Annotated in this window: 24 protein-coding genes; 9 read left to right on the top strand and 15 right to left on the bottom strand. The window is 69.1% G+C overall.

Annotation, left to right across the window (positions count from 1 at the left end):
- Positions 1 to 53 precede the first annotated feature (53 nt).
- A complete protein-coding gene (locus STARVERO_RS10580) occupies positions 54 to 320 on the bottom strand; it encodes a hypothetical protein (protein ID WP_159598828.1) in 267 nt (88 codons plus the stop codon).
- 323 nt (positions 321 to 643) lie between these two features.
- Here STARVERO_RS10580 and STARVERO_RS10575 point away from each other — a divergent pair, with 323 nt between their 5' ends.
- The 4 genes from STARVERO_RS10575 (at position 644) to modC (ending at position 3,893) form a co-directional block, all read left to right on the top strand.
- Positions 644 to 883, top strand: coding sequence for a hypothetical protein (locus STARVERO_RS10575; protein ID WP_144342178.1), 240 nt, complete (start codon positions 644 to 646; stop codon positions 881 to 883).
- 234 nt (positions 884 to 1,117) lie between these two features.
- Entirely contained in the window at positions 1,118 to 1,915 is a 798-nt protein-coding gene (gene modA / locus STARVERO_RS10570; protein WP_159598827.1) for a molybdate ABC transporter substrate-binding protein, read from the top strand.
- A 168-nt stretch (positions 1,916 to 2,083) separates the two neighbouring features.
- Entirely contained in the window at positions 2,084 to 2,773 is a 690-nt protein-coding gene (gene modB / locus STARVERO_RS10565; protein WP_144342794.1) for a molybdate ABC transporter permease subunit, read from the top strand.
- Positions 2,774 to 2,783: 10 nt separating this feature from the next.
- Positions 2,784 to 3,893 carry a molybdenum ABC transporter ATP-binding protein gene (gene modC, locus STARVERO_RS10560; RefSeq protein WP_144342180.1) on the top strand — a complete coding sequence of 370 codons (1,110 nt, stop codon included), beginning with the start codon at positions 2,784 to 2,786 and terminating at the stop codon, positions 3,891 to 3,893.
- Here the strand turns inward: modC and STARVERO_RS10555 are convergent.
- The 8 genes from STARVERO_RS10555 to xylF all read right to left on the bottom strand — a co-directional run bounded on the left by STARVERO_RS10555 (position 3,890) and on the right by xylF (position 10,532).
- Positions 3,890 to 4,087: a hypothetical protein gene (locus STARVERO_RS10555; protein WP_159598826.1), complete on the bottom strand. Its 198-nt coding sequence runs from the start codon at positions 4,085 to 4,087 to the stop codon at positions 3,890 to 3,892. The genes modC and STARVERO_RS10555 overlap by 4 nt on opposite strands.
- A 48-nt stretch (positions 4,088 to 4,135) precedes the next feature.
- Positions 4,136 to 4,564: a winged helix-turn-helix domain-containing protein gene (locus STARVERO_RS10550; RefSeq protein ID WP_159598825.1), complete on the bottom strand. Its 429-nt coding sequence runs from the start codon at positions 4,562 to 4,564 to the stop codon at positions 4,136 to 4,138.
- 57 nt (positions 4,565 to 4,621) lie between these two features.
- Positions 4,622 to 5,992, bottom strand: a complete 1,371-nt coding sequence (locus STARVERO_RS10545; protein ID WP_159598824.1) for a PepSY-associated TM helix domain-containing protein — start codon at positions 5,990 to 5,992, stop codon at positions 4,622 to 4,624.
- 94 nt (positions 5,993 to 6,086) lie between these two features.
- Positions 6,087 to 6,641 carry a copper chaperone PCu(A)C gene (locus STARVERO_RS10540; RefSeq protein WP_159598823.1) on the bottom strand — a complete coding sequence of 185 codons (555 nt, stop codon included), beginning with the start codon at positions 6,639 to 6,641 and terminating at the stop codon, positions 6,087 to 6,089.
- A gap of 78 nt (positions 6,642 to 6,719) precedes the next feature.
- Positions 6,720 to 7,130: a hypothetical protein gene (locus STARVERO_RS10535; protein WP_159598822.1), complete on the bottom strand. Its 411-nt coding sequence runs from the start codon at positions 7,128 to 7,130 to the stop codon at positions 6,720 to 6,722.
- 89 nt (positions 7,131 to 7,219) lie between these two features.
- Positions 7,220 to 7,972 carry an ATP-binding cassette domain-containing protein gene (locus tag STARVERO_RS10530; protein ID WP_200837903.1) on the bottom strand — a complete coding sequence of 251 codons (753 nt, stop codon included), beginning with the start codon at positions 7,970 to 7,972 and terminating at the stop codon, positions 7,220 to 7,222.
- A gap of 106 nt (positions 7,973 to 8,078) precedes the next feature.
- Positions 8,079 to 9,401, bottom strand: a complete 1,323-nt coding sequence (locus tag STARVERO_RS10525) for a sugar ABC transporter permease (protein WP_159598820.1) — start codon at positions 9,399 to 9,401, stop codon at positions 8,079 to 8,081.
- 90 nt (positions 9,402 to 9,491) lie between these two features.
- Positions 9,492 to 10,532: a D-xylose ABC transporter substrate-binding protein gene (gene xylF, locus STARVERO_RS10520; RefSeq protein WP_159598819.1), complete on the bottom strand. Its 1,041-nt coding sequence runs from the start codon at positions 10,530 to 10,532 to the stop codon at positions 9,492 to 9,494.
- A 299-nt stretch (positions 10,533 to 10,831) separates the two neighbouring features.
- Between xylF and STARVERO_RS10515 the strand changes: the two genes are divergently transcribed.
- The 5 genes from STARVERO_RS10515 (at position 10,832) to STARVERO_RS10495 (ending at position 16,549) form a co-directional block, all read left to right on the top strand.
- Positions 10,832 to 11,869 (top strand): LacI family DNA-binding transcriptional regulator, encoded by a 1,038-nt coding sequence (locus tag STARVERO_RS10515; RefSeq protein ID WP_200837771.1) that lies wholly within the window; start codon positions 10,832 to 10,834, stop codon positions 11,867 to 11,869.
- A gap of 35 nt (positions 11,870 to 11,904) precedes the next feature.
- Positions 11,905 to 13,362: a xylulokinase gene (xylB, locus tag STARVERO_RS10510; protein WP_159598818.1), complete on the top strand. Its 1,458-nt coding sequence runs from the start codon at positions 11,905 to 11,907 to the stop codon at positions 13,360 to 13,362.
- Positions 13,359 to 14,684, top strand: a complete 1,326-nt coding sequence (gene xylA, locus STARVERO_RS10505; protein ID WP_159598817.1) for a xylose isomerase — start codon at positions 13,359 to 13,361, stop codon at positions 14,682 to 14,684. The genes xylB and xylA overlap by 4 nt, the downstream gene beginning before the upstream one ends.
- A 161-nt stretch (positions 14,685 to 14,845) precedes the next feature.
- Positions 14,846 to 15,469 carry a L,D-transpeptidase gene (locus STARVERO_RS10500; RefSeq protein ID WP_144342191.1) on the top strand — a complete coding sequence of 208 codons (624 nt, stop codon included), beginning with the start codon at positions 14,846 to 14,848 and terminating at the stop codon, positions 15,467 to 15,469.
- A 66-nt stretch (positions 15,470 to 15,535) separates the two neighbouring features.
- Complete coding sequence (locus STARVERO_RS10495; RefSeq protein WP_159598816.1) at positions 15,536 to 16,549, top strand: amino acid ABC transporter substrate-binding protein; 1,014 nt, start codon at positions 15,536 to 15,538, stop codon at positions 16,547 to 16,549.
- A gap of 102 nt (positions 16,550 to 16,651) precedes the next feature.
- On the opposite strand, the gene STARVERO_RS10490 is transcribed toward STARVERO_RS10495, so the two are convergent.
- From STARVERO_RS10490 to STARVERO_RS10465, 6 genes are all read right to left on the bottom strand, one after another.
- Complete coding sequence (locus tag STARVERO_RS10490; protein ID WP_159598815.1) at positions 16,652 to 17,470, bottom strand: enoyl-CoA hydratase/isomerase family protein; 819 nt, start codon at positions 17,468 to 17,470, stop codon at positions 16,652 to 16,654.
- Complete coding sequence (locus STARVERO_RS10485; RefSeq protein WP_144342194.1) at positions 17,467 to 18,756, bottom strand: CaiB/BaiF CoA transferase family protein; 1,290 nt, start codon at positions 18,754 to 18,756, stop codon at positions 17,467 to 17,469. The genes STARVERO_RS10490 and STARVERO_RS10485 overlap by 4 nt, the downstream gene beginning before the upstream one ends.
- Positions 18,757 to 18,854: 98 nt before the next feature.
- A complete protein-coding gene (locus STARVERO_RS10480; protein WP_159598814.1) occupies positions 18,855 to 19,595 on the bottom strand; it encodes a GntR family transcriptional regulator in 741 nt (246 codons plus the stop codon).
- Between the two features lie 83 nt (positions 19,596 to 19,678).
- Entirely contained in the window at positions 19,679 to 21,214 is a 1,536-nt protein-coding gene (locus STARVERO_RS10475; protein ID WP_144342196.1) for a tripartite tricarboxylate transporter permease, read from the bottom strand.
- A 33-nt stretch (positions 21,215 to 21,247) separates the two neighbouring features.
- Positions 21,248 to 21,730 (bottom strand): tripartite tricarboxylate transporter TctB family protein, encoded by a 483-nt coding sequence (locus STARVERO_RS10470; RefSeq protein WP_159598813.1) that lies wholly within the window; start codon positions 21,728 to 21,730, stop codon positions 21,248 to 21,250.
- Between the two features lie 109 nt (positions 21,731 to 21,839).
- Positions 21,840 to 22,844 carry a Bug family tripartite tricarboxylate transporter substrate binding protein gene (locus tag STARVERO_RS10465; RefSeq protein WP_159598812.1) on the bottom strand — a complete coding sequence of 335 codons (1,005 nt, stop codon included), beginning with the start codon at positions 22,842 to 22,844 and terminating at the stop codon, positions 21,840 to 21,842.
- Positions 22,845 to 22,848 lie beyond the last annotated feature (4 nt).

Raw genomic sequence — 22,848 nt, 5'->3', positions numbered from 1 at the left:
GAGCCGCGCCGCGCGTCCCGTCAGGTGGGACGCACGGCGCGGGGTGAACGCGGTTACGGCGTGGAAGGGGTGGTCGAGGGCGATCCGCCCGGGGCCGGGGCCGGCGGGGTGGTGGTCTCGGGCGCCGGAGACGGAGCGGAGGGCGGCGTCGTGGCCGAGGAGTCGGGAGCGGCGGCCGGCGGTGTCGCGGGCTCCGAGGCGGCGGGCGGCGTCGGATTTTCCGTGGTCTGGGTCGTCATTCGTCCCGAATACTGGACGGCCGCATAGGCCGCGAGGATGAGGACGATGGCGGCGATGATCAGGACAGTGGTGCGGCTCATGAGGCGCATCTCCGGCTGGCGCTCGGCTCAAGGGCGGCATGTGAAGGAGATGTGCCCCGGTCCGTTGCGTCTGAGGGGCGGGAACGGGGACGCGCCAACGGGCCGGAAACAGGTGCCGGCACCGATGTCGAACTGGAACCTTTCCACTCCCGCGCGCCCAAGAACGGCAATCTGTTCCCCTCGTGCAGATTCCCGTTGTTCCAACGCCCCGATTAGACGAAAGTTCCGAAATCCGTCGGTCTTGCCGCCGGGGGGCACATGATGAAGCCGCGAAAAGCGGCCGCGCCTGTCGTTACGGCAGGCCAGCAAGGGAGGGGACGAACATGCCGCAGGCCGACTTCGACGTCGTAACGCTTTCGCCTTCCACCGTGCGTGTGATGCATCGCGTCGCCCACCATATCTACGAGTTCTCGGTGGTGGATGACGGCTGTGGCCGGCGCGTGGTCAGCCGTGGCCCGCAGATCACCTTCGGCAAGGATTGCGACATTCCGGCCTGGGACCTGGTGGGGGCCGCCGAACAGGTGGCGGCCGACACGGCCCGACAGACCGGCATGATCGACTGAGCCCGACCGGCTGACGGACGGACCTCCGGGACGGTGACGTCCCGGCCTCACGACATTCCCCGATGACAGGCCCGTACCCCGTGGCACGGGGCGAATGCACGTGCCGACGCGCGGCCCGCGAGGCAGCCGTGCCGACGTCCCCGCGCGCCGCATCCACGCTGGTATCCCACGGCCAATCATGTATATGGAAGAATACATGTATATGGGCGGATATACGATCCAGGGAGCCACGCCATGTTGTTTCGTCGCCATTTCCTCCGCCGCGCCGCGGCCGCCTTTGCCCTCGCGGCGCTTGCCGGCGCGCCCTTCGTGCCCGCCGCGGTGCGCGCGCAGGAGACCACGCCGACCGTCTTCGCCGCCGCGAGCCTGACCAACGCCTTCCAGGACATCGGCAAGCTCTACAAGGAGAAGACGGCCAAGGACGTGACCTTCTCCTTCGCCGCTTCCTCGGCGCTGGCCAAGCAGCTCGAGGCCGGCGCGCCCGCCGCGATCTTCGCTTCCGCCGACAACAAGTGGATGGACTACGCCGAGGGCAAGAACCTGACGCTGAAGGCCACCCGCGTGACCCCGATCGGGAACAGTCTCGTGCTGATCATGCCGGCCGACAAGGCGAAGGACGTGACCATCGACAAGTCCTTCGACTGGCTCGCCTTCCTCGGCGCCGACGGCAAGATCGCCACCGGCATCACCGACAGCGTGCCGATCGGCATCTACGCCAAGACCGCGCTCACCAATCTCGGGCAGTGGGACAAGGTGCGCGAGCGCATCGTCGGCGCGGAGAGCGTGCGCGCGGCGCTGGCGCTGGTCGAGCGCGGCGAGGCGACCGCCGGCATCGTCTATTCCACGGACGCCGCCGTCGCCAAGAACGTGAAGGTGGTCGCGACCTTCCCGGCCGACAGCCACCCGCCGGTCGAATATCCGTTCGAGATCGTGAAGGGCCAGGACAACCCGGCGACCAAGGCGTTCTTCGATTTCCTCGTCGGGCCGGACGCCAAGGCGATCTACGCAAAGTACGGCTTCGTGGTGAAGTGACGGCCTCCTTTTGGGAGGCCGAGCGGCTTGAGCCATGTGCGTGCTTCGAGGCCGGCCTTCCGGCCGGCACCTCAGCATGACGCAGGTTTGTCGGAGCCAGAGAACCACGTCATCCTGAGGCGCTCGCGCCGCGGGCCTCGAAGGATGCTCGATTTCAAAGCGATGGATATGCTCACGCCCGAGGAATGGACCGCGGTCTATCTCAGCCTGAAGGTGGCCTTCTGGGCGACCTTCTGGAGCCTGCCCTTCGCCGTGCTGATGGCGTGGGTGCTGGCCCGCGTGCGCTTTCCCGGCAAGGGGCTGCTCGACGGCCTCGTCTATCTCCCCCTCGTGCTGCCGAAGGTCGTGGTCGGCTATCTGCTGCTGCTGACCCTCGGCGCGCGGGGCTTCATCGGGCAGTATCTGGACGCCTGGTTCGGCATCAAGCTGATCTTCACCACGGCCGGCGCCACGGTGGCGGCGGCCGTGGTGAGCTTTCCGCTCACCGTGAACGCCATCCGCCTGGCGCTGGAGGCGGTGGACCGGGGGCTGGAGACGGCGGCGCGCACGCTCGGCGCCTCGCGCCTCGACGTCTTCTTCTCGGTGACGCTGCCGCTGATGCTGCCGGGCATCCTCTCCGGCGCGCTGCTCGCCATCGCCTCGGCGCTGGGCGAGTTCGGCGCCACCATCACCTTCGTCTCCAATGTCGAGGGGCAGACGCGGACCATCCCGCTCGCCATCTACAGCGCCACCCACATGCCGGACGGCGACGCCATGGCGCTGCGGCTGACCGTCGTCTCCATCCTCCTCGCGCTCGGCGCGCTGCTGCTGGCGAACCTCGTCGACCGGCGCATCCGGACCCTGATCGGGCGGGTGTGAGGGAACGGGCATGATCGAGATCGACATCCGCCTCGCCCGTCCGGGCGGCTTCGCGCTGGAGAGCGCCTTCACCGCGCCGGGCGCCGGCGTCACGGCGCTGTTCGGGCGTTCGGGCGCCGGCAAGACGACCATCATCCAGGCGGTGGCGGGCGTCGTGCGGCCGGACGCCGGGCGCATCGCCGTGGGCGGCGAGGTCTTCTTCGACGCCGCGCGGGGCATCGACCTGCCGATCGAGGCGCGCCGCACCGGCTACGTCTTCCAGGACGCGCGGCTGTTTCCGCACCTGCTGGTGGAGAGCAACCTGCGCTATGGCGAGCGGCGCAGCCGGGCGGCGGAGCGGCCGATCCGCTTCGAGGCGGTGGTCGAGCTGCTCGGCATCGGCCATCTGCTGAAGCGCCGGCCGCACACGCTTTCCGGCGGCGAGCGCCAGCGCGTCGCCATCGGGCGGGCGCTGCTCGCCCAGCCGCGGCTGCTGCTGATGGATGAGCCGCTGGCGGCGCTCGACGAGGCGCGCAAGGCGGAGATCCTGCCCTATCTGGAGCGGCTGCGCGACGAGATGGGCCTGCCGATCCTCTATGTCAGCCATTCCATCGACGAGGTGCTGCGCCTGTCCGACATGGTTGTGGCGCTGCGCGACGGGCGGCAGGTCGCGGCCGGGCCGGTGGCCGAGGTGATGTCGCAGCCGGAGATCCTGCCGGTGGTCGGCCGCTTCGATGTCGGCACGCTGCTGGAATGCGTGGTGAGCCGGCACGATGCCGATTACGCGCTCTCCAGCCTCGCCTTTGCCGGCGGCGAGCTGCGCGTGCCGCAGGTGGACCTGCCGGTCGGCGCCCGGGTGCGGGCGAGGGTGCGGGCGCGCGACGTCGCCATCGCGCTGGCGCGGCCGCAGGACGTCTCGGTCTCCAACCTGCTGGCGGCGACGGTCGAGGAGGTGCGCCTGCAGGAGGGGCCCTATGCCGACGTGGCGCTGGCCGTCGGACCGGGGCGGCTGGCCTCGATGGTGACGCGCGAGAGCGTCGAGCGGCTCGGCCTGCGGCCGGGAATGCCGGTCTGGGCGATGATCAAGACCGTTGCCGTCGACAGCCGCAGCCCGGACTTCGGCGGCCCGGCGACCCCTTAGGGATCCTGCTGGATGATCGGCGGGACGCCGGGACCGACGGCGGCCTCGTCGCTGATGAAGCCGACGATGGCGAGGACGATCAACGCGACGACGAGCACCGCCAGCGCGCCGCGCACGCCATAGGCGCGATGGCTGATGAAGCCGGTGGCGATGAGCAGCAGCAGGACGAGGATGATGAGGATGATGGTCTGCATGGGGCCTCCATCCTGCGAGAACACGGCCGGCGGGGCGAAGGTTCCTCGCTACCCCTCGGCTTTTTCCCGCGTGGTCTCCGGCGCCCTCCCGGCGGGCGAGAGGGCGGCGCGCAACTCCTCGACGGCCGAGCGGGTGGCGGCGGCGCTGTGCTGCTCGATCTCGCGATAGAGCTCGATCAGCCGTTCGCCGAAGGGGGTGAGGTCGGTGCCGTGGCCGCGTCGTCCGGGATGGGTCTCCACCACCGGCTCGCGGAAATTGCGGCCGATCTCGTCCACCAGCAGCCAGGCGCGCCGGTAGCTCATGCCCATGCGGCGGGCGGCCGACAGGATGGAGCGCTCGGCGCGGATGGTCTCCAGCAGCTCGATCATGCCCGGCCCGACGTGTCGTCCGTCGCCGAAATAGACGCGGATGAACAGCCCGTCGCGCGGCCGGGGTGCGGCCGTTTCGTCTGCTTCTTCAATGTTCTGCGGTGCCATGCGCGCCCCTTCCCACGAACGCGATGTTAGGGGAAGAGGCGCGGGGCGGGAACCCGCTCAGGCGGCCCTCATCCGGGGACGGCGGCGGGCGAAGGCGAGGTCGAGCAGCACCATGACCAGCAGCGAGGCGCCGACCAGCGGGAAGATGAGCCCGACGACCGCCATGAGGGTGATGAGGCCGCGCATCACCGAGCCGTCCGCCGGCGCCGGTGGAATGCCGAGCGAGCCCCTGGGACGGCGCTTCCACCACATCACCCCGGCCGAGACCGACATGAGGATGACGGCGAGGCACAGGGCCAGCATGAAGAGCTGGTTCGCCAGCCCGTATTCCTGGCCCATATGCACGTTGATGCCCCATTCCATCGCCTTGGCGGCCGGGCCGTAATCGGCATAGCTCATGTCGAGCAGGGGCTTGCCGCTGTACTGGTCGAGATGGACGACGCGCTGCCGCGCGAGGTCGTCCGGGTAGACGGCGGCGGAATAGACGCCGGCCGGGCCGCCCGGCAGGCTGAGCGCGTAGCCCGGCGCGAGGCCGAGCCGCTCGAAGGTGGCCGCGGCCTCATCAATGCCGACGGGCGCGCCGGCGGGCGGACCCGATTCCGGCATCCTCGCCTGCTCCAGCGACCAGGCGGTCGGGCCGTTGGCATGGGCGAGGTGCTCGTCCGACATCGGCACGTTCACGTAGAGGCCAGCCGGATAGCCGTAATTCGAGCTGTTCGCCCATTCGTTGACCTTCGCGCCCCACAGCACCGACCACGGCATGCCGGACAGCGACAGGAAGCCGATGGCGAGGCCGGCGAAGGCGCCGGTGACGGCGTGCAGGTCGCGCCAGAAGACGCGCCGGCCCGGCGTGCCGCGCACGGTGACGACGCCCCCGCGCTGGCGGCGCGGCCACCAGAGATAGAAGCCGGTGCCGACCAGCAGGATCGACCAGCCGCCGACGATCTCGATGACGCCGTTGGCGATGGGGCCGAACTCGGCGAGGCTGTGGAGCCGGCGGACGAGCCACATGACGGTGCCCCTGTCGGCGAGCTCGCCGAGCACGCGGGCATCGTAGGGATCGACATAGACCGAGCGGCGGGCGCCCTCGGCGGTCTTCACGACAACCTCGGCGGAGGTCTCCGGCGTCGCCGGCATGATGACCTTGAGCACCGTGCCGGGACGCGCGGCGAGCGCCGCCTCGGTCCAGGCGGAAGGCGGGCGGACGGCGCTCTCGCGCAGCGCCACCTGCTTGAGGTCGCGGTGCCAGAGGCCGTCGATCTCGTCGCGGAAGAGATAGAGCCCGCCGGTGACGGTGAGCAGGACCATGAAGGGCAGTACCATCAGGCCGGCATAGAAGTGCCAGCGCCAGACGGCGCGGTAGAGGCTGGCCGAGCGGTCTCCCGCCTCGGCGGGCGCCGGGGCGGCGCGCGTGGCTGTCGCGTTCATCGGAACGATCCGGAAATAAGGGGCACATGGGCGCGCGTCGGCGCTGCCGGCCGTCAGCTGCGACGGCCGGCCTCTCCTCGCGCGGCGGGACGGGTCAGTTGGCCGGCGTGGCGTGGCCGCTATGGCCGTCGTGCCCGGCGGGCTGGGCGCCCTGCGGGCCGCCCATGCCTTCGACCTTGAACTCGACGTTCACCGTGCCCGCCTTGGCGAAGGTGAGTGTGCCCTTGAAGGATTCGCCCTGCTTCAGCGGCTGCTTGAGCCCCATCATCATGAGGTGGTAGCCGCCCGGCGCCAGCTTGACCTCGCCGCCGGCCGGAATCTCCAGCCCGTCGGCGAGCATGCGCATGTTCATGACGCCGTCCTTGACGCTCATCTCGTGGATTTCCACGCGCTCGGCGACCTCGGCGGTGGCGGCGACGAGGCGGTCGGCCTCCTTGCCGTCGTTCTCGACGGTGAGATAGCCGCCGCCGACCTTGGCGCCGGTGGGCGTCATGCGCGCCCAGGGATGGCCGATCTCAAGCTCGCCGAGCTTGAACTCGTGCGCCGCGACGGGCTGCATGGCGAAGAGGGCGAGGGCGGCGGCGAGGGTGAGGAAGCCGATGCGGTCCTCGGTGTGGCGCAGCACGCGGTTCAGCATGAAGCGGATCATGGGAGCACTCCCTTTGCCGGCGGGCTCTGTGCGCGGCCGGCGGTTCGACTGACATTCGACGGATTGGAAGGGTCGAGGTCAGGCGAGGGGAGGGGCGCGGGTGTGCCGGGGCGAGCGCTCGACGCCGAGGGCGACGGCGGCGCTGCGCGGCACCACCTTGCGCAGCAGGACCGCCGCGGACGGGGCGGCGAGGCTGATGGAAGCGGGCGGCGGCAGGCCGGCGCCGGCCGACATCTGGCAGCCGGTGGTGCAGCAGTCGGGGGTGTGGTGGGCCGGCTCGTCCGGCGAGGAAGGGGCGTTATGCGCGCCGACGCAGAGCACCTGCCCGAAGGCGTCCAGCGCGACGCCGCTCGCGGCATGGGCGCCGCTGGCGAGGCCGCCGAGCAGCGTCTGCAGCACGACGAGATAGGCGACCGCGAGCGCCAGCGCCATCTGGCGCAGCGTCGTGGCGGACGTCCTGCCGCCGGGGTGCCTGTGTTCGGGCTGCATCGGAAAGCTCGCTCCCTCGCCCGCGATCTAGCACAGGCGAGGGAGGGGAGGAACAGCGGCACGGCGCCGCTGGTGGGCGTCCGGCGGAGCTAGTCGAGGGAGGCGCCGGGGCCGGGCACCGCGCCGGGCGGGCTCTTGCCGAGGATGATCATGCCGAGCACCTCGTCCTTAGTGACGTCGGAGGTGCGGGCGGTGCCGACCAGCTTGCCGTTCTTCATCACGCTCACCCGGTCCGCGAGGTCGAAGACGTCGTGGATGTCGTGGCTGATGAGGAAGATGCCGATGCCTTCGGCCTTGAGCTGCTTGATCAGCTCGGCCACCTGCGCCGTCTCCTGCGGGCCGAGCGCGGCGGTGGGCTCGTCCATGATCAGGATCTTGGCGTTGAAGTGGATGGCGCGGGCGATGGCGACCGACTGGCGCTGGCCGCCGGAAAGGCCGCGCACCGGCTCCTTGAACTTGCGGAAGTTCGGGTTGAGCCGGCCCATCACCTCGCGCGTCGCCGCCTCCATGGCCACGTCGTCGAGCGTGCCCCAGGCGGTGAGCAGCTCGCGGCCGAGGAAGAGGTTGGCGGCGGCGTCGACGTTATCGGCGAGGGCGAGTGTCTGGTAGATCGTCTCGATGCCGTAGCGCTTGGCGTCGCGCGGATTGGCGATGCTGGCCGCATCGCCGTTGATGCGGATATCGCCGGTGTCGGCCTTGTAGGCGCCGGCGAGGATCTTGATCAGCGTCGACTTGCCGGCGCCGTTGTGGCCGAGCAGGGCGACGACCTCGCCGGGCATCAGGTCGACGCTGACATGATCGACGGCGTGGATGCCGCCGAAGGCGATGCAGATGTCGCGCATCTCGACCAGCGGCGTGCCGGCGATGTGCGAGGCGCCGGGCGGCAAAGCCGTGGCGGAGGCGGTCTGGGCGGGGGCGTTGGTGGCGGTGTTCATGTGGCCGCGCTCCTCACTTGAACCGCTTGCGGTAGACGGTGTCGATCCACACGGCGAACACCAGCACGATGCCGACGACGATGTTCTGATAGGGCGTGTCGACGCGCATCAGCACCATGCCGGACTGGAGGCTCTGCATCACCAGCGCGCCGAGCATGGCGCCGGCGATGGTGCCGGCGCCGCCGGCGAGCGAGGTGCCGCCGATGACCGCCGCGGCGATGACGTAGAGCTCGTCCAGCGTGCCCTGCGCGTTGGTCGCCGAGTTGAGGCGGGCGGTGGAGATGGCGGCGCCGATGGCGGCGAGCGCGCCCATCAGCGCGAACACCGCCATGGTGACGCGCTTGGTGTTGATGCCGGCGAGCTCGGCCGCCTCCGGATTGCCGCCGATGGCGAAGACGTAGCGGCCGAAGCGGGTGCGGGTGGCCACGAAGGTCATGACGATGCCGACCGCCAGCGCGACGAGCACGGGCACCGCATAGCCGAAGCTGATGGTGATGCCCTCCGGCGGGACGGTGAGGCCGGCGGCCTCGGCGTAGCGGCGGGCGAGCACCGGGGGCAAGGTGTAGGCATTGACCACCAGCGTGGCGGCGATCACGGCCAGGCAGCCGGCGCCGACCAGCACGATCTCGGCCCAGACGGGCTTCAGCGGGAAATGGAAGCGCTGGCGCTGGCGGCGCGCCTGCACGGCCGCGAAGGCGATGGCGGCGCAGGCGACGGCGGCGACGATCCAGCTCCAGGTGGCGCCGATCGAGCCGTCGGCACCGCCGCCGAGCAGCTTGAAGTTGTCGTCGACGAGCGGGATGGTCTTGCCCTGGGCGACGGCCCAGGCGGCGCCGCGCCAGACCAGCAGGCCGCCCAGCGTGACGATGAAGGCGGGCACGCCGAGATAGGCGATGACGAAGCCGTGCAGCGCGCCGATGGCCGCGCCGATGGCGATGCCGGCGGCGAGGGTGAGCACCATCACGGCGGGATGGTTGAAGCCGAAGGCCGGCATCAGGTAGCTCGCCTGGAACACGGCCATGATCATGCCGGTGACGCCGAGGATCGAGCCGACCGACAGGTCGATGTGCCGCATCACGATCACCAGCACCATGCCGGTGGACATGACGGCGATGGACGAACTCTGGACCGACAGGTTCCAGAGATTGCGCGGCGTCAGGAACGTGCCGTCGGCTAGGAAATCGAAGACGACCCAGATGACGGCGAGGGCGCCGATCATGCCGAGGAAGCGCACGTCGATCTCCAGCGCGCCGACAAGGGAGGTCGGCGCCGCTGCCGGCGACCCCTGCGGCCTGGATGACGGAACGGGCGTGCTGGCCGTGGTGGTGTCGCTCATGTGCGTCCTCCTGAACCCGCGCGAGCCAGCGCGGGCGCCCCGTGGGGCGGACGGCGGGGTTCGGGCCCCGCCGCGGTTGTCACGCCCGGATCAGTTGCAGGCCTTCACCGTACCGGGCTTCACGCCCTGGCAGACGGTGGCCTTCGGCACCCAGCCGGCCTCGATGATCACGTCGAGATTGTCCTTGGTGATCGGGACGGGCTTCAGGAAGGTGGAGTTCATCGGCACGCCCTTCGGGCCGCCGGTGAAGCTGGTGGTACCCGGCACGGCCTTGGGATCGGTGCCCTTGGCGAGGGTGAGGGCGATCTCCGCCGCGTGCTTGCCGAGCTCGCGCGAATCCTTCCACACCGACACGGTCTGGGTGCCGAGCGCCACGCGGTTCAGCGCCGCGAAGTCGGCGTCCTGGCCGGAGACCGGCACGGAGCCGGCGAGGCCCTGCGCGGCGAGCGCGGCCACGGCGCCGCCCGCGGTGCCGTCGTTGGAGGCGACGACGGCGTCGACCTTGTTGTTGGTGGCGGTCAGGAATTGCTCGGTGTTGCGCTGGGCGTTGGCCGGCAGCCAGCTGTCGGTATAGGCCTCGCCGACATTCTTGATGTCGCCCTTGTCGATGGAGGGCTTGAGCACTTCCATCTGGCCGGAGAACAGGAAGTCGGCGTTCGGATCGGAGGCCGAGCCCTTGATGAAGATGTAGTTGCCCTTCGGCTTGAGCTTCAGCACCTCGGCGGCCTGGAGGCGACCGACCTCCTTGTTGTCGAAGGTGATGTAGTAGGCGTAGGGGTTCTCGATCAGCCGGTCATAGCCGACCACCGGGATGCCCTCGTTCTGCGCCTTGGTGATGGCGGGGGCGATGGCGTCGGAATCCTGCGCCAGGATGATGAGGGCGTTGGCGCCCTGAGCGATCAGCGCCTCGACGTCCGAGAGCTGCTTGGCCGCCGAGGACTGGGCATCGGCGGAGATGTACTTGGCGCCGGCGGCTTCCAGCGCCTTCTTGATCGCCGCCTCGTCGGTCTTCCAGCGCTCTTCCTGGAAGTTGGACCAGCTCACGCCGACCACGACGTCCTGGGCACGCGCGGCGCCGGCCGCCACGAGCGTGGCAAAGGCGGCGGCCGTGATCATCAGTTTCAGCTTCATGCTTTCCTCCCAAATGGGTGCGATTCCCGAGTGCCGCCCGGCTTGGCCGCCTTCCCGCGAGAATGTCGCGGGGGGCATGCATGCCGCGGTCTGCTTGACGTTCGAACCTCAAGCGGGTCGAATTTCGTCATATTCTTGATCGGCCTATCGAGGGCCGACGTCATTCCGGACACCTCGTCCTGCGGGGTGATCGACGTGAACCTACCAAATCGCGAGCCCCGGCGCCTTCCTTACTTGGTCTAGTGGACGACGGCGCGCGATGAGTTGCGTACCTCAGATTTTGAGGGCAACATGGCGACATGTCCAGAGGTGTTTCGCGCATAACCCTGCAAGACGTGGCCCGCGAGGCCGGCGTTTCGCTGGCGACGGCCGACCGCGTGCTCAACGGCCGGGCCGGCGTGCGCGGCGTGACGGCGGAGCGCGTGCGCGATGCGGTGGCGCGGCTCGGCTACCGTCCGAACCTCGCGGCGGCGCGTCTCGCGCGGGGAGAGACCTACCGTTTCTGCTTCGTGCTGCCGGTCGGCACCAACGTCTTCATGCGGCTGCTGGCCGAGCAGGTGTCGAACACCGCGAGCTGGCTGGCCGCCAACAACGCCTATATCGACACGCTGCGTGTCGACGTGTTCGCGCCCGAGACGCTGGCTTCGGCGCTGGAGGGGCTGGTCGGTCATTATGACGGCATCGCCGTGGTGGCGCTCGACCATCCACGGGTGCGGGCGGCGATCGACGACCTGACCTCCGCCGGGGTGGCGGTGGTCACGCTGGTTTCGGACGTGCCGTCCTCGCACCGTCTCCATTACGTCGGCATCGACAACATCGCCGCCGGCCGCACCGCCGCGACGCTGCTCGGGCGCTTCGCCGGGGGACGGCGAGGCACGGTGGGGCTGATCGTCGGCACGCCGGCGCTGCGCGACCATGCCGAGCGCCAGTTCGGCTTCACCCAGGTGCTGGCGGGCGAATATCCGGCGCTGAAGGTGCTGCCGGTGGAGGAAAGCCTCGACGAGGACGAGCGGACCGAGGCCATCGTCGCCCGGATGCTGCGCGACGCGCCTGATCTCGTGGGCCTCTACAATGCCGGCGCGGGCAATCGCGGCATCGCGGCGGCGATCTCGGCCGCCAACCGCGCCGACGACCTGATCTTCATCGGCCACGACCTGACCGACGACACGCGGCGCTTCCTGCTGCGGGGGGTGATGGACGCGGTGATCAACCAGGATGCCGGGCACCAGTCGCGCTCGGCCGCCCGGGTGCTGCTGGCGCACTGCGCCGGCGAGCCGCTGTTGAACGAACAGGAACGTATCCGCATCGACATCTTCGTGCGAGACAACCTGCCGTGATTCCCCAGTTCAGTCGTGTCGAAAGGGAGTGAGGCATGTTTCTCGGCCTCGATATTGGAACGTCCGCCATCAAGGCCGTGCTGGTCGACGACGCGCAGAGCGTCGTCGCGACCGCCGAGACGCCGCTGGCGATTTCCCGCCCGCAGCCGGGCTTCAGCGAGCAGAACCCGGAAGACTGGTGGCAGGCGACGCTCTCCAGCATCGACAAGCTGAAGGCCGAGAAGCCGCAGGCGCTCGCCGTCGTGCGCGGCGTCGGCCTGTCCGGGCAGATGCACGGCGCCGTGCTGCTGGACAAGGCGGGGGCGGTGCTGCGCCCGGCGATCCTGTGGAATGACGGGCGCTCCTCGGCCGAGTGCCGGGAGCTGGAGGAGCGCTTCCCGGCGCTGCACCGTGTCGCCGGCAATCTCGCCTTCCCCGGCTTCACCGCCCCCAAGCTTCTGTGGGTGAGGAAGCACGAGCCGGAGATCTTCGCCCGCATGGCGAAGGTGCTGCTGCCCAAGGCCTATGTGGGCTATCGCCTGACCGGCGAGATGGTGGAGGAGATGTCCGACGCCTCGGGCACGCTCTGGCTCGACGTCGCCCGGCGCGACTGGTCGGACGAGGCGCTGGCCGCCACCTATATGAGCCGCGAGAACATGCCGCGCCTCGTCGAGGGCAGCGCGGCCGCCGGACGGCTGATGCCGGAGCTCGCCGCCCGCTGGGGCATGACGACGCCGCCGGTGCTGGCCGGCGGGGCGGGCGACAATGCCGCCGGGGCGATCGGCCTCGGCGCCATCAAGGCCGGCAACGCCTTCGTTTCGCTCGGCACCTCGGGCGTGCTGTGGGCGACCACCGACCGCTACGCGCCGAACCCGGAATCGAGCGTCCATGCCTTCTGCCACGCCATACCGGCGACCTGGCACCAGATGGGCGTGATCCTCTCCGCCGCCTCGGCGCTGGGATGGTGGTCGAACGTTGCCCAGCAGACGCCGGGCGACCTGCTGGCGCCGCTGGGCGCGGCGCCGCAGGCGCCCTCCAAGGCGATCTTCCTGCCTTACCTCTCGGGTGAGCGCACGCCGCACAACGACACGAAGATCCGCGCCACCTTCGCCGAGCTCGACCATGACGCGACGCGCGAGACGATGACGCAGGCGGTGCTGGAGGGCGTCGCCTTCGCCTTCAAGGACTGCCTCGACGCGCTCGGCGCCGCCGGGACGCGGCTGAGCGAGGCTGATGTGATCGGCGGCGGCTCGCGCTCGCGCTTCTGGATCGCGGTGCTGGCGAGCGTGCTCGGCCTGCCGCTCAACCGGATCGAGGACGGCGAGCGCGGCGGGGCGTTCGGCGCCGCCCGGCTGGCGCGCATGGCGGCGACCGGCGAGGCGCCGGCCGACATCTGCCTGCCGCCGCGCCGCATCGAGACCATCGAGCCCGATCCGGCCCTTCAACAAGCCTATGCGGAACGGCACGCGCTCTACCGGGCGCTGTATCCCGCGCTCAAGGGAGTGACCTCATGAATGCGCCCGCCGGTTTCTTCGCTTCCACGGAGCCGCTGAAATATGCCGGCCCGGAGAGCCGCGACCCGTTCAGCTTCCGCTGGTACGACAAGGACCGCGTGGTGCTGGGCAAGCGGATGGAGGACCATCTGCGCTTCGCCGTCGCCTACTGGCACAGCTTCACCTGGCCGGGCGGCGACCCCTTCGGCGGCGAGACCTTCCTGCGTCCGTGGATGCACGGCGCCGACGAGATGGCGCTCGCCCGCGCCAAGGCGGACGTTGCCTTCGAGCTGTTCCGCATCCTCGACGCGCCGTTCTTCGCCTTCCATGACCGCGACATCGCTCCCGAGGGCCGCAGCCTGAAGGAGAGCAACGCGAATGTGCGCGCCATCGCCGACATCTTCGCCAGGAAGATGGAGACCTCGAAGGTGCGCCTGCTCTGGGGCACGGCGAACCTGTTCTCCAACCGCCGCTTCATGGCCGGCGCGGCGACCAACCCGGACCCGGACGTGTTCGCCTATGCCGCCGCGCAGGTAAAGACCGTGCTGGAGGTGACGCACGAGCTCGGCGGCCAGAACTACGTGCTCTGGGGCGGGCGCGAGGGCTATGAGACGCTGCTGAACACCGACCTGAAGAGCGAGCTCGACCATATGGCGCGCTTCCTCAACCTCGTGGTCGAGCACAAGCACAAGATCGGCTTCAAGGGCACCATCCTGATCGAGCCCAAGCCGCAGGAGCCGACCAAGCACCAGTACGACTTCGATGTCGGCACGGTGTACGGCCTGCTCTGCCGGGCCGGCCTCGAGAAGGAGGTCAAGCTCAACATCGAGGCCAACCACGCCACGCTCGCCGGCCACAGCTTCGAGCACGAGATCGCCATGGCGGCGGCGCTCGGCGTGTTCGGCTCGATCGACATGAACAAGGGCGACGCCCAGTCCGGCTGGGACACCGACCAGTTCCCGACCAATGTCGAGGACACCGCGCTCGCCATGTACGAGATCCTGCGGGCGGGCGGCTACACCACCGGCGGCACCAATTTCGACGCCAAGGTGCGCCGCCAGTCGATCGAGCCGGAGGACCTCGTCATCGCCCACGCCGCCGCCATGGACGTGTGTGCGCGGGCACTGCTGATCGCCGCCGACATGATCGAGGACGGCGCTCTCCAGCATGCGGTGGACGAGCGCTATGCCGGCTGGCAGACGCCGGACGCCAGGGCGATGCTGGCGCCGGGCTCCTCGCTCGACGCCATCGCCGCGCGGGTGGAAGCCGCCGGCCTCGACCCGCAGCCGCGTTCGGGCCGGCAGGAGCGCTTCGAGGCGCTGGCCGGCAGCTACCTGCGCTGAACGATTGGCAAAATCTGCGCCGGGCTTCGTCCTCCGGCGCAGATTTCATCTTACTGTGATTGACTTGGCGGCATTTCCCCCGTTCGATCCCCGGCGGGACGACCCGTGACTCGGCACCCCGCTTTCGCGCGGGAGGACGCCTTCAAGAGGGGAAGTGACGAATGCGTCATCGCATGATGGGAGCAGCGCTGGCCGCCGTGGCCGCCCTGTCCTTTATGGCCGCCGATGCGGACGCCCAGATGCGTCCGCCGGGCGGCATGGGCAACCAGATCGTCGACGTGCCGGAGAAGCCCGGCTACGTGCCGTCGGCCGACGAGGAGCAGCTCGACCCGGCCTTCCGCCGGCAGCCGGTCTATTTCCGCACCAACGAGCCGCCGGGCACGATCATCGTCCATACGAATGAGCGCTTCCTGTACCTCGTGCAGGGCGACAACCGGGCGCTGCGCTACGGCATCGGCGTGGGCCGCGACGGCTTCCAGTGGGCCGGCCTGCAGAAGGTGACCCGCAAGGCGGAGTGGCCGGACTGGACGCCGCCGCCGGAGATGATCCAGCGCCAGCCCTATTTGCCGCGCTTCATGGCCGGCGGTCCCGGCAACCCGATGGGCGCTGCCGCGCTCTATCTGGGCTCCACGGTTTACCGCATCCACGGCACCAACATGCCGAACACCATCGGCATGGCGATCTCCTCCGGCTGCTTCCGTCTCGTGAACGCGGACGTGCAGGACCTCTACAACCGCGTGCCGGTGGGGACGAAGGTGATCATCCGTCAGGCGCCCGAGCTCTGAGCGTCCGGTTTTTGTGAATATCGACGCGCCGGACCTTCCGGTGCCGTCGACCGATCTGGGGGAAACATGAACAGGATCGCAACCGCGCTGGCCGCCGCCGGCGTTCTTCTCACGGCCGGCTTCGCCCATGCGGACACGCTGTCCGACGTGAAGGCGCGCGGCACGCTGAAGTGCGGCGTCAGCCAGGGCCTCGCCGGTTTCTCGGCCAAGGACGACAAGGGCGCCTGGAGCGGCTTCGACGTCGATTTCTGCCGCGCGGTGGCGGCGGCGGTCTTCGACGATCCCTCCAAGGTGGAGTATGTGCCGCTTTCCGCCGAGGCGCGCTTCCCAGCGCTGCAGAAGGGCGAGATCGACGTCCTCTCCCGCAACTCGACCTGGACGCTGCAGCGCGAGGCCGAGCTGAAGCTGCTTTTCGCCGGCATCTCCTATTATGACGGCCAGGGCTTCATGGTGCCGGCCGGCAAGAACGTGATGGGCGCGCTGGAACTCGGCGGCTCCAAGGTCTGCACCCAGAGCGGCACGACCAGCGCCCTCAACGCGCAGGACTATTTCAAGCAGAACAAGATGGAGTTGGAGCTGATCCAGCTGCCGACCGTCGACGAGGTGGTGAAGGCCTATGCCGACGGCAAGTGCGACGTGCTGACGACCGACGTGTCGCAGCTCTACGCGCTGCGCCTGAAGCTGCCCAAGCCCGCCGACCACATCGTGCTGCCCGACGTGATCTCCAAGGAGCCGCTCGGCCCGGTGGTGCGCCAGGGCGACGACGTGTGGCTCAACATCGTCAAGTGGAGCCTCTACGCGCTGCTGAACGCCGAAGAGCTGGGCATCAGCACGGCGAGCCTCGACCAGGCGCTCAAGTCCGACAAGCCGGACGTGAAGCGCTTTGTCGGCACCGACGGCGCCTATGGCGAGCAGCTCGGCCTGACCAAGGACTGGGCGGTGCGGATCGTCAAGAATGTCGGCAATTACGGCGAGGTGTTCGAGCGCAATATCGGCTCGCAGTCCTCGCTCGGCATCCCCCGCGGCATCAACCAGCTCTGGAGCGCCGGCGGCATCCAGTACGCGCCGCCGATCCGCTGAGGCGGGTCCATATCCCGGAAGAAAGGAAGCCGGCGATCCTGACGGGTCGCCGGCTTTTCAGTTGCTCCTCGAGGGAGAGCCTGCAGAGGGCCTGCGCGGGGCCTAGACGCCCCGCCAGTTCGGCGGGCGCTTGGCCAGGAAGGCCTCGACGCCCTCGCGGAAATCGGCGCTGCCATAGGTTTCGCGCACCAGATCGGAATCGGCGGCGTGCGGGTCGCGGGCGAGGCGCCGCAGAATCTCCTTGGTCACGCGCAGCGTGATCGGCGCATGGCCGGCGAGGCGCGCGCACAGCTCCTCGACCTTCGCGTCGATCTCCTCCGCCGGAACGATGGAGACGTAGCCGGGCGGCAGTTCCTCGGCGACGGGCGTCTCGGCCAGCAGCAGCATGCGCTTGACCATGCTCACGCCGAGCGTGGCGGCGAGGCGCTGGACGTTGGACGCCGACAGGCAGTTGCCGAGGGTGCGGGCGATGGGCACGCCGAAGCGCGCGCCGGGCGTGGCGACGCGGAAATCGCAGGCATTGGCCAGCGCCATGCCCCCGCCGACCGCCCAGCCTTCCACCACCGCGACGGTGGGAACGGGCAGGGCTTCCAGTCCGCCGACATAGTGCTCCACCTTCTCCTCATAGGCGATGCCGTCATTGCCGGAGGAGAAGGCGCGGAACTGCTCGATGTCGGTGCCGGCGACGAACGCCTTGCCGCCGGCGCCGCGCAGCACGGCCACGCGGATGGACGGATCGGCGGCGATGGCCGCGCAGGCCGCCGCCAGTTCCTCATACATGCGCCAGGTCATGGCGTTGCGGGCGGAGGGTCGGTCGAAGACGAGGCGGGCGACGGCGCCGTCCTTCGTGAAGCGGACGGTTCCCTGGTCCGGCGCGGCGGGTGCCTCGGGCCTGGCGACGGTTGTGGTGGCGAGGTTCATGGCGCGAAGGCTCCACGGGCGGTGAGGGCTTCGACGGCGGCGGCGTCGAGGCCGATCTCCTTCAGCACTTCGTCGGTGTGCTGGCCGAGCAGGGGAGGATGCCGGCGCACCTGCTGCGGCGTGCCGGTCAGCTTAACCGCAAAGCCGATGTTCGACACCTTGCCCTCGTTGGGATGGTCGATCTCGATGCGCATCTGGCGGTGCCGGCCGTGCTCGCTCTCGAAGGCTTCCGGGTAGCTGTGCATGGTGCCGGCGGGGATGCCGACGGCGAGCAGGCTTTCCACCCAGTCGTCGGAGGTGCGGGTGACGAAGGTCTTCTCCAGCTCGACGATCAGCTCCTCGCGATGGGCGAGCCGGTCGGGATTGGTCTTGAACCGGGGATCCTCGAGGAGATCCTGCCGGCCGATGGTCTCGCACAGCTGCAGCCAGAGCTTCTGGTTGGTGGCGCCCATGACGAAATAGCCGTCGGAGGACTTCACCGCCTGATAGGGCGCGCTCATGCGGTTGGCGGTGCCGAGCGGGATCGGCTGGGTGCCGCGGCCCCAATATTCGGAGATGTCCCACACCGAGAAGGCGAGGGCGGCCTCGAACAGCGAGGCGTCGATGTACTGGCCTTCGCCGGTGTTCTTGGCGCCGATATAGGCGGCGAGCACGGCATAGGTGGCGAACAGGCCGCAGCCGATGTCGGCCACCGGCACGCCGGCCTTGACCGGCAGGCCGCCGGGATGGCCGGTGACGCTCATCACGCCGGACATGGCCTGCGCCATCAGGTCGAAGCCCGGGCGGCCGGCCCAGGGGCCGGTCTGGCCAAAGCCGGAGATGGAGGCGTAGACGAGGCGCGGATTGTACTGGCGCACCGTCTCATAGTCACATTTGAGCTTCTTCATCACGCCCGGCCGGTAGTTCTCGACCAGGATGTCGGCGCTCTTCACCAGCTCGTAGAACAGCTCGCGGCCGGCCTCGCTCTTGAGGTTCACGGCGACCGAGCGCTTGTTCCGGTTCATGTTGAGGAAGCCCATGCTGTCGGGCCCCTTCATCTTGAACCCCATGGCGCCGCGGGTCTGGTCGCCGGTGCCCGGCGGCTCGATCTTGATGACGTCGGCGCCGAGGTCGCCGAGCAGCATGCAGCTATAGGGACCGGCCATCACCTGGCTGACGTCGAGAACCCGCACGCCGGCCAGCGGCAGCGGGCGCGCCGCGCCCTCCGTCCGCGCCTCGCGCTGCGGTGTGCTGGCGGGATTGCCGGCGGCGGGATTTTCCCGGGCCTGATCCAGAACATCGCTCATCGGTTCTACCTTTCTGCGGTGGGCGCGGCGCCCGAATTCACAATCAATAATTACGAATGACGGAAGCGGCTCCGCCGGAGCGGGCGGAGCCGGGGATCTCAGACCGGCTCGGAGGTCGATGTCCTGCGCCCCCGCGCCGCGCCACGCTCATCCGCCGGCTCGGCCGGGGCTTCCACGCTGGTGCGGTTGATGAAGGCGCGGGCGATGCCGGAGGTGGTGCCCATGACGTGGGTTTCGAGCAGGGCGGCGAGGCGGGGCGCGTCGCGCGCTTCCAGCGCCTCGATCATGGCGTTGTGCTCGACCACGGCGGCGGCCCAGTGCTCGCGGCTCTTGCGCACGACGAAGCGGCAGGCGTGGATGCGGGTGAGGATCTGCTGGTAGAAGGCGGACAGCGTGACGTTGCCGGCGATCTCGAAGAAGGATTCGTGGATCAGCCGGTTTTGGCGCAGATACTCCACTTCCTCGCCCTTCTCGAAATACTCCATCATCCGGTCGTGCAGCGCGCGGACGCGGGCGATGTCGGCATCGCTGGCGCGGGCGCAGGCGAGCAGGCCGGCGAGGCGCTCCAGCGAGGCCATGATCGGGAACAGCTCCTCGATCTGCTCCTCGGTGATGCGCGCGACGATGGCGCCGCGATGGGGCAGGATCTGCAGCACGCCCTCGGCGGCGAGCACCTTCAGCGCCTCGCGGATCGGTGTGCGGGAGACCCCGAAGCGCTCGCACAGCTGCTCCTCCGGCACTTTCTCGCCGGGCCGCAGTTCGCCCTGCAGGATCATCTCCCGCAAGGGCGCCACGAGGGATTCGTGGAGAGAGTGTCGGACGATCGGAGCGGACGGCATGCGTTTTATCCTTGGCGGCTTCTGCGAGCCTGAGCGTTTCCCGACGGAAGGATAGCCGGGAACCGCCGGTATCGGGAAGACGATCACGCCGACCTCCCGTGGGCCTCGGCGTCGCCGGCGGCCGGCCGGCCGAACAGGCCGCCCTTGAACAGGACGGTGATCAGCGGCAGGCACAGCAGCAGGATGCCGAGCCCCATCATGGTGGAGACGAGGGCGTTGGAGAAGAAGATCGCGGGCGAGCCGTCCGAGGTCAGCATGGCCTGGCGGAAGGCGTCCTCGGCCTTGTCGCCCAGCACCATGGCGAGGACGAAGGGCGCGAGCGGGTAGTCGAGCTTCTTGAAGACGTAGCCGACGATGCCGAAGGCCAGCGCCAGCCAGATGTCGAATACGTGGTTGGCGACCGTGTAGGCGCCGATGACGCAGACGATGGTGATCATCGGCCCGACGACGGTGAAGGGCGCGCGCAGGATGTAGGCGAAGAGCGGCACGGTCGCGAGCACCAGCACGACGGCGATGAGGTTGCCCATGTACATGGAGGCGATGAGGCCCCAGACGAAGTCCGGCCGGGTGGAGAACAGCATCGGGCCGGGCGAGAGGCCCCAGATCATCAGGCCGCCCATCATCACCGCGGCGGTGGCGGAGCCGGGAATGCCCAGCGCCAGCATCGGCAGCAGCGCGCAGGAGCCGGCCGAATGGTCGGCGGTCTCGGGCGCGACGATGCCTTCGGGCTCGCCCTTGCCGAAATTCCTGCCGCGGCGGGAGAAGCGCCGGCCCAGTGCGTAGCTCATGAAGGAAGCGGCGGTCGGGCCGCCCGGCGTGATGCCCATCCAGCAGCCGATGAGCGCGCTGCGCACCAGCGTGACCCAGTAGCGCGGCACTTCGGCCACCGTGCGCAGGATGGTGCGCATGTCGAGCTTGGCCTTCACGCCCTCGAACTTCAGCCCTTCCTCCATGGTGAGCAGCAGCTCACCGAGGCCGAACAGGCCGATGACGGCGATGAGGAAGCTGATGCCGCCGATAAGTTCGTCGATCTCGAAGGTCAGGCGGCTCTCGCCGGAGATGGTGTCGATGCCCACCGTGGCGGCGGCGAAGCCGAGCATCATTGAGACCAGCGTCTTGAAGGGCGAGCCTCCGGCCATGCCGATGAAGCTGGCGAAGGCCATGAAGTAGACCGCGAAATACTCGGCCGCGCCGAAGCGCATGGCGAAATTGGCGACCCAGCTCGACAGCAGGGTGATGACGATGACGCCGGTGAGGGCGCCGATGCCGGCCGAGGTGAAGGCGAGGGTGAGCGCGCGCACCGCCTGCCCCTGCCGGGCGAGCGGATAGCCGTCGAACGTCGTGGCGACGGAGGAGGGTTCGCCGGGAATGTTGAACAGGATGGAGGTCGTCGATCCCCCGAACAGCGCGCCCCAGTACATGGAGGTGAGCAGGATGATCGCCGAGATCGGGTCCATGGTGAAGGTGAGCGGCAGCAGCAGCGACACGCCGTTGGGCGCGCCGAGGCCGGGGAGCACGCCGACCACCAGGCCGAGCAGCACGCCCACCGCCATGATCATCACATGGTGGGCGGTGAGCGCGACGGCGAAGCCGTCCATCAACTGGCCGAAATTGCCCATGGCCGTTCCCTCTCCCGTCTCTTCTTCTTGTTCTCAGTAGATGCCGAAATATTCGAGGATCGGCCCCTTCAGCAGCGGGACCATGAAGATCTTCTCGAAGATGACGAAGTTGACCGCGACCACGATGGCGGCGGTGAGCAGCGAGGTCGCGGTGCGGAAGCCGGCGGCCATGCGCATGGCGTAGAAGGTGTAGAGCGCCATGCCGATGTAGAGGCCGAGCCAGGCGGAGATCGCCACCATCACGACGATCGGCAGGAAGAAGGCGACGATGGTGCGCAGCCGCTCGCCGTCGATGAAGACGTCGGAGGTCGAGGCCCGGCGCAGCACCGTCTGGAGGATGGTGGCGGCGCTGCCGAAGATGATGAGGGCGCCGATATAGAAGGGGAAATAGCCCGGCTGCGGACCGCTCTCGTTCCAGCTGATGCCGTTGAGGGACGCGCCGTAGCACACGACGCCGCCGACGAGGGCGGTGGCGCAGGCGGTCGCGATCTCCATGGTGTTGCGCGAGATATCCATGACGTCACTCCGGGGCGGGCACGCCGTCGCGCTCCCGCAGGATCTGCGATCCGGGTCGAGAAGGAGAAGGGGCGGGCGCGCCGCCCCTCGTTTCACCAAAAGCGCGGGCTCACTGCTCGGCGCGCAGCCAGCCATTCGCCTTGTAGATCTCGGCGTAGGTGGCCTCGTGCTGCTTGATGAAGTCCTTGAAGGCGTTGCCGGTGAGCAGGCGCGGGATCTGCGCGCCACGCTCCTGATAGCCCTTGAACTCCGGCGTGCCGGCCGCCTTGGTGAACAGCTCGGTGTAGTAGGCGAGCGCCTCCGGCGGGATGTCCGCGGCCGCCCAGATGGTGCGCGGCTGGGCGAAGGTCTTCACGTCGATGCCGGCCTCGACGCAGGTCGGGACGTCGTTCCAGGACATGCCGTCGGCGATGACGGTCTTGTCGGCGAGGCGCTCGCTCTCGAACACGCAGAGCGGCTTCTGCACGCCGGCCTTCCACTGCTCGACGCTCTCGCTGGGATTGTTGACGTTGGCGGTGATGTGCCCGCCGGCCACCTGGATGGCCGCCTCGCTGCCCGACTTGTAGGGGATGTAGGTGAGGTCGACGCCGGTCTTGTGCTCGATGAGCGTCATCAGCGTCTCGTCGGCTTCCTTGGCCTTGGCGCCGCCGAGCTTGAGCTGGCCGGGATTCTCCTTCGCCTTGGCGATGAAGCCCTTGACGTCCTCGATGCCCGAGGTCTTCGGATTCACCCACAGGATGAAGGGGTCGAACACCATCGCGGCGACCGGGGTGAGGTCCTTCTGGCTGTAGGAGAGCTTGTTGGCGAGCGGCAGGACATAGGCGTCCTGCGTGCCGAAATAGAGCTTGTAGGGATCGCCCTTGTTCGACTTGGCGTAGATGAAGGTCTCCGCGCCGGAGCCGCCGGACTTGTTGCTGACGATGATCGGCGTGGTGAGCAACTCGTTCTTGCTGAGCGCCGACTGGACGACGCGGGCGAAGGTGTCGGTGCCGCCGCCGGGGCCGGCCGCGGCGACGAACTCCACCGGGCGGTTCGGTTTCCATTCGGCGAGCGCGGCGGTCGGGACGACCACCGAAAGCGTGAGCGCAAACGCAGTTAGGGCGTGCTTGGGCATTCAA

Source organism: Starkeya nomas, assembly GCF_902703545.1.
Taxonomy (GTDB): domain Bacteria; phylum Pseudomonadota; class Alphaproteobacteria; order Rhizobiales; family Xanthobacteraceae; genus Ancylobacter; species Ancylobacter moscoviensis.
This window is presented reverse-complemented; position numbering and strand designations above follow the sequence as displayed.

What these genes read in the sequence shown, in the direction of transcription:
- STARVERO_RS10580 (WP_159598828.1), bottom strand. Translation starts at nt 320, where the DNA reads ATGAGCCGCACCACTGTCCTGATCATCGCCGCCATCGTCCTCATCCTC.
- STARVERO_RS10545 (WP_159598824.1), bottom strand. Translation starts at nt 5,992, where the DNA reads ATGAACGCGACAGCCACGCGCGCCGCCCCGGCGCCCGCCGAGGCGGGA.
- STARVERO_RS10575 (WP_144342178.1), top strand. Translation starts at nt 644, where the DNA reads ATGCCGCAGGCCGACTTCGACGTCGTAACGCTTTCGCCTTCCACCGTG.
- STARVERO_RS10535 (WP_159598822.1), bottom strand. Translation starts at nt 7,130, where the DNA reads ATGCAGCCCGAACACAGGCACCCCGGCGGCAGGACGTCCGCCACGACG.
- xylA (WP_159598817.1), top strand. Translation starts at nt 13,359, where the DNA reads ATGAATGCGCCCGCCGGTTTCTTCGCTTCCACGGAGCCGCTGAAATAT.
- xylB (WP_159598818.1), top strand. Translation starts at nt 11,905, where the DNA reads ATGTTTCTCGGCCTCGATATTGGAACGTCCGCCATCAAGGCCGTGCTG.
- STARVERO_RS10475 (WP_144342196.1), bottom strand. Translation starts at nt 21,214, where the DNA reads ATGGGCAATTTCGGCCAGTTGATGGACGGCTTCGCCGTCGCGCTCACC.
- STARVERO_RS10500 (WP_144342191.1), top strand. Translation starts at nt 14,846, where the DNA reads ATGCGTCATCGCATGATGGGAGCAGCGCTGGCCGCCGTGGCCGCCCTG.
- modC (WP_144342180.1), top strand. Translation starts at nt 2,784, where the DNA reads ATGATCGAGATCGACATCCGCCTCGCCCGTCCGGGCGGCTTCGCGCTG.
- STARVERO_RS10465 (WP_159598812.1), bottom strand. Translation starts at nt 22,844, where the DNA reads ATGCCCAAGCACGCCCTAACTGCGTTTGCGCTCACGCTTTCGGTGGTC.
- STARVERO_RS10515 (WP_200837771.1), top strand. Translation starts at nt 10,832, where the DNA reads ATGTCCAGAGGTGTTTCGCGCATAACCCTGCAAGACGTGGCCCGCGAG.
- STARVERO_RS10495 (WP_159598816.1), top strand. Translation starts at nt 15,536, where the DNA reads ATGAACAGGATCGCAACCGCGCTGGCCGCCGCCGGCGTTCTTCTCACG.
- STARVERO_RS10550 (WP_159598825.1), bottom strand. Translation starts at nt 4,564, where the DNA reads ATGGCACCGCAGAACATTGAAGAAGCAGACGAAACGGCCGCACCCCGG.
- modB (WP_144342794.1), top strand. Translation starts at nt 2,084, where the DNA reads ATGCTCACGCCCGAGGAATGGACCGCGGTCTATCTCAGCCTGAAGGTG.
- xylF (WP_159598819.1), bottom strand. Translation starts at nt 10,532, where the DNA reads ATGAAGCTGAAACTGATGATCACGGCCGCCGCCTTTGCCACGCTCGTG.
- STARVERO_RS10490 (WP_159598815.1), bottom strand. Translation starts at nt 17,470, where the DNA reads ATGAACCTCGCCACCACAACCGTCGCCAGGCCCGAGGCACCCGCCGCG.
- STARVERO_RS10485 (WP_144342194.1), bottom strand. Translation starts at nt 18,756, where the DNA reads ATGAGCGATGTTCTGGATCAGGCCCGGGAAAATCCCGCCGCCGGCAAT.
- STARVERO_RS10540 (WP_159598823.1), bottom strand. Translation starts at nt 6,641, where the DNA reads ATGATCCGCTTCATGCTGAACCGCGTGCTGCGCCACACCGAGGACCGC.
- STARVERO_RS10530 (WP_200837903.1), bottom strand. Translation starts at nt 7,972, where the DNA reads ATGCGCGACATCTGCATCGCCTTCGGCGGCATCCACGCCGTCGATCAT.
- modA (WP_159598827.1), top strand. Translation starts at nt 1,118, where the DNA reads ATGTTGTTTCGTCGCCATTTCCTCCGCCGCGCCGCGGCCGCCTTTGCC.
- STARVERO_RS10470 (WP_159598813.1), bottom strand. Translation starts at nt 21,730, where the DNA reads ATGGATATCTCGCGCAACACCATGGAGATCGCGACCGCCTGCGCCACC.
- STARVERO_RS10480 (WP_159598814.1), bottom strand. Translation starts at nt 19,595, where the DNA reads ATGCCGTCCGCTCCGATCGTCCGACACTCTCTCCACGAATCCCTCGTG.
- STARVERO_RS10525 (WP_159598820.1), bottom strand. Translation starts at nt 9,401, where the DNA reads ATGAGCGACACCACCACGGCCAGCACGCCCGTTCCGTCATCCAGGCCG.
- STARVERO_RS10555 (WP_159598826.1), bottom strand. Translation starts at nt 4,087, where the DNA reads ATGCAGACCATCATCCTCATCATCCTCGTCCTGCTGCTGCTCATCGCC.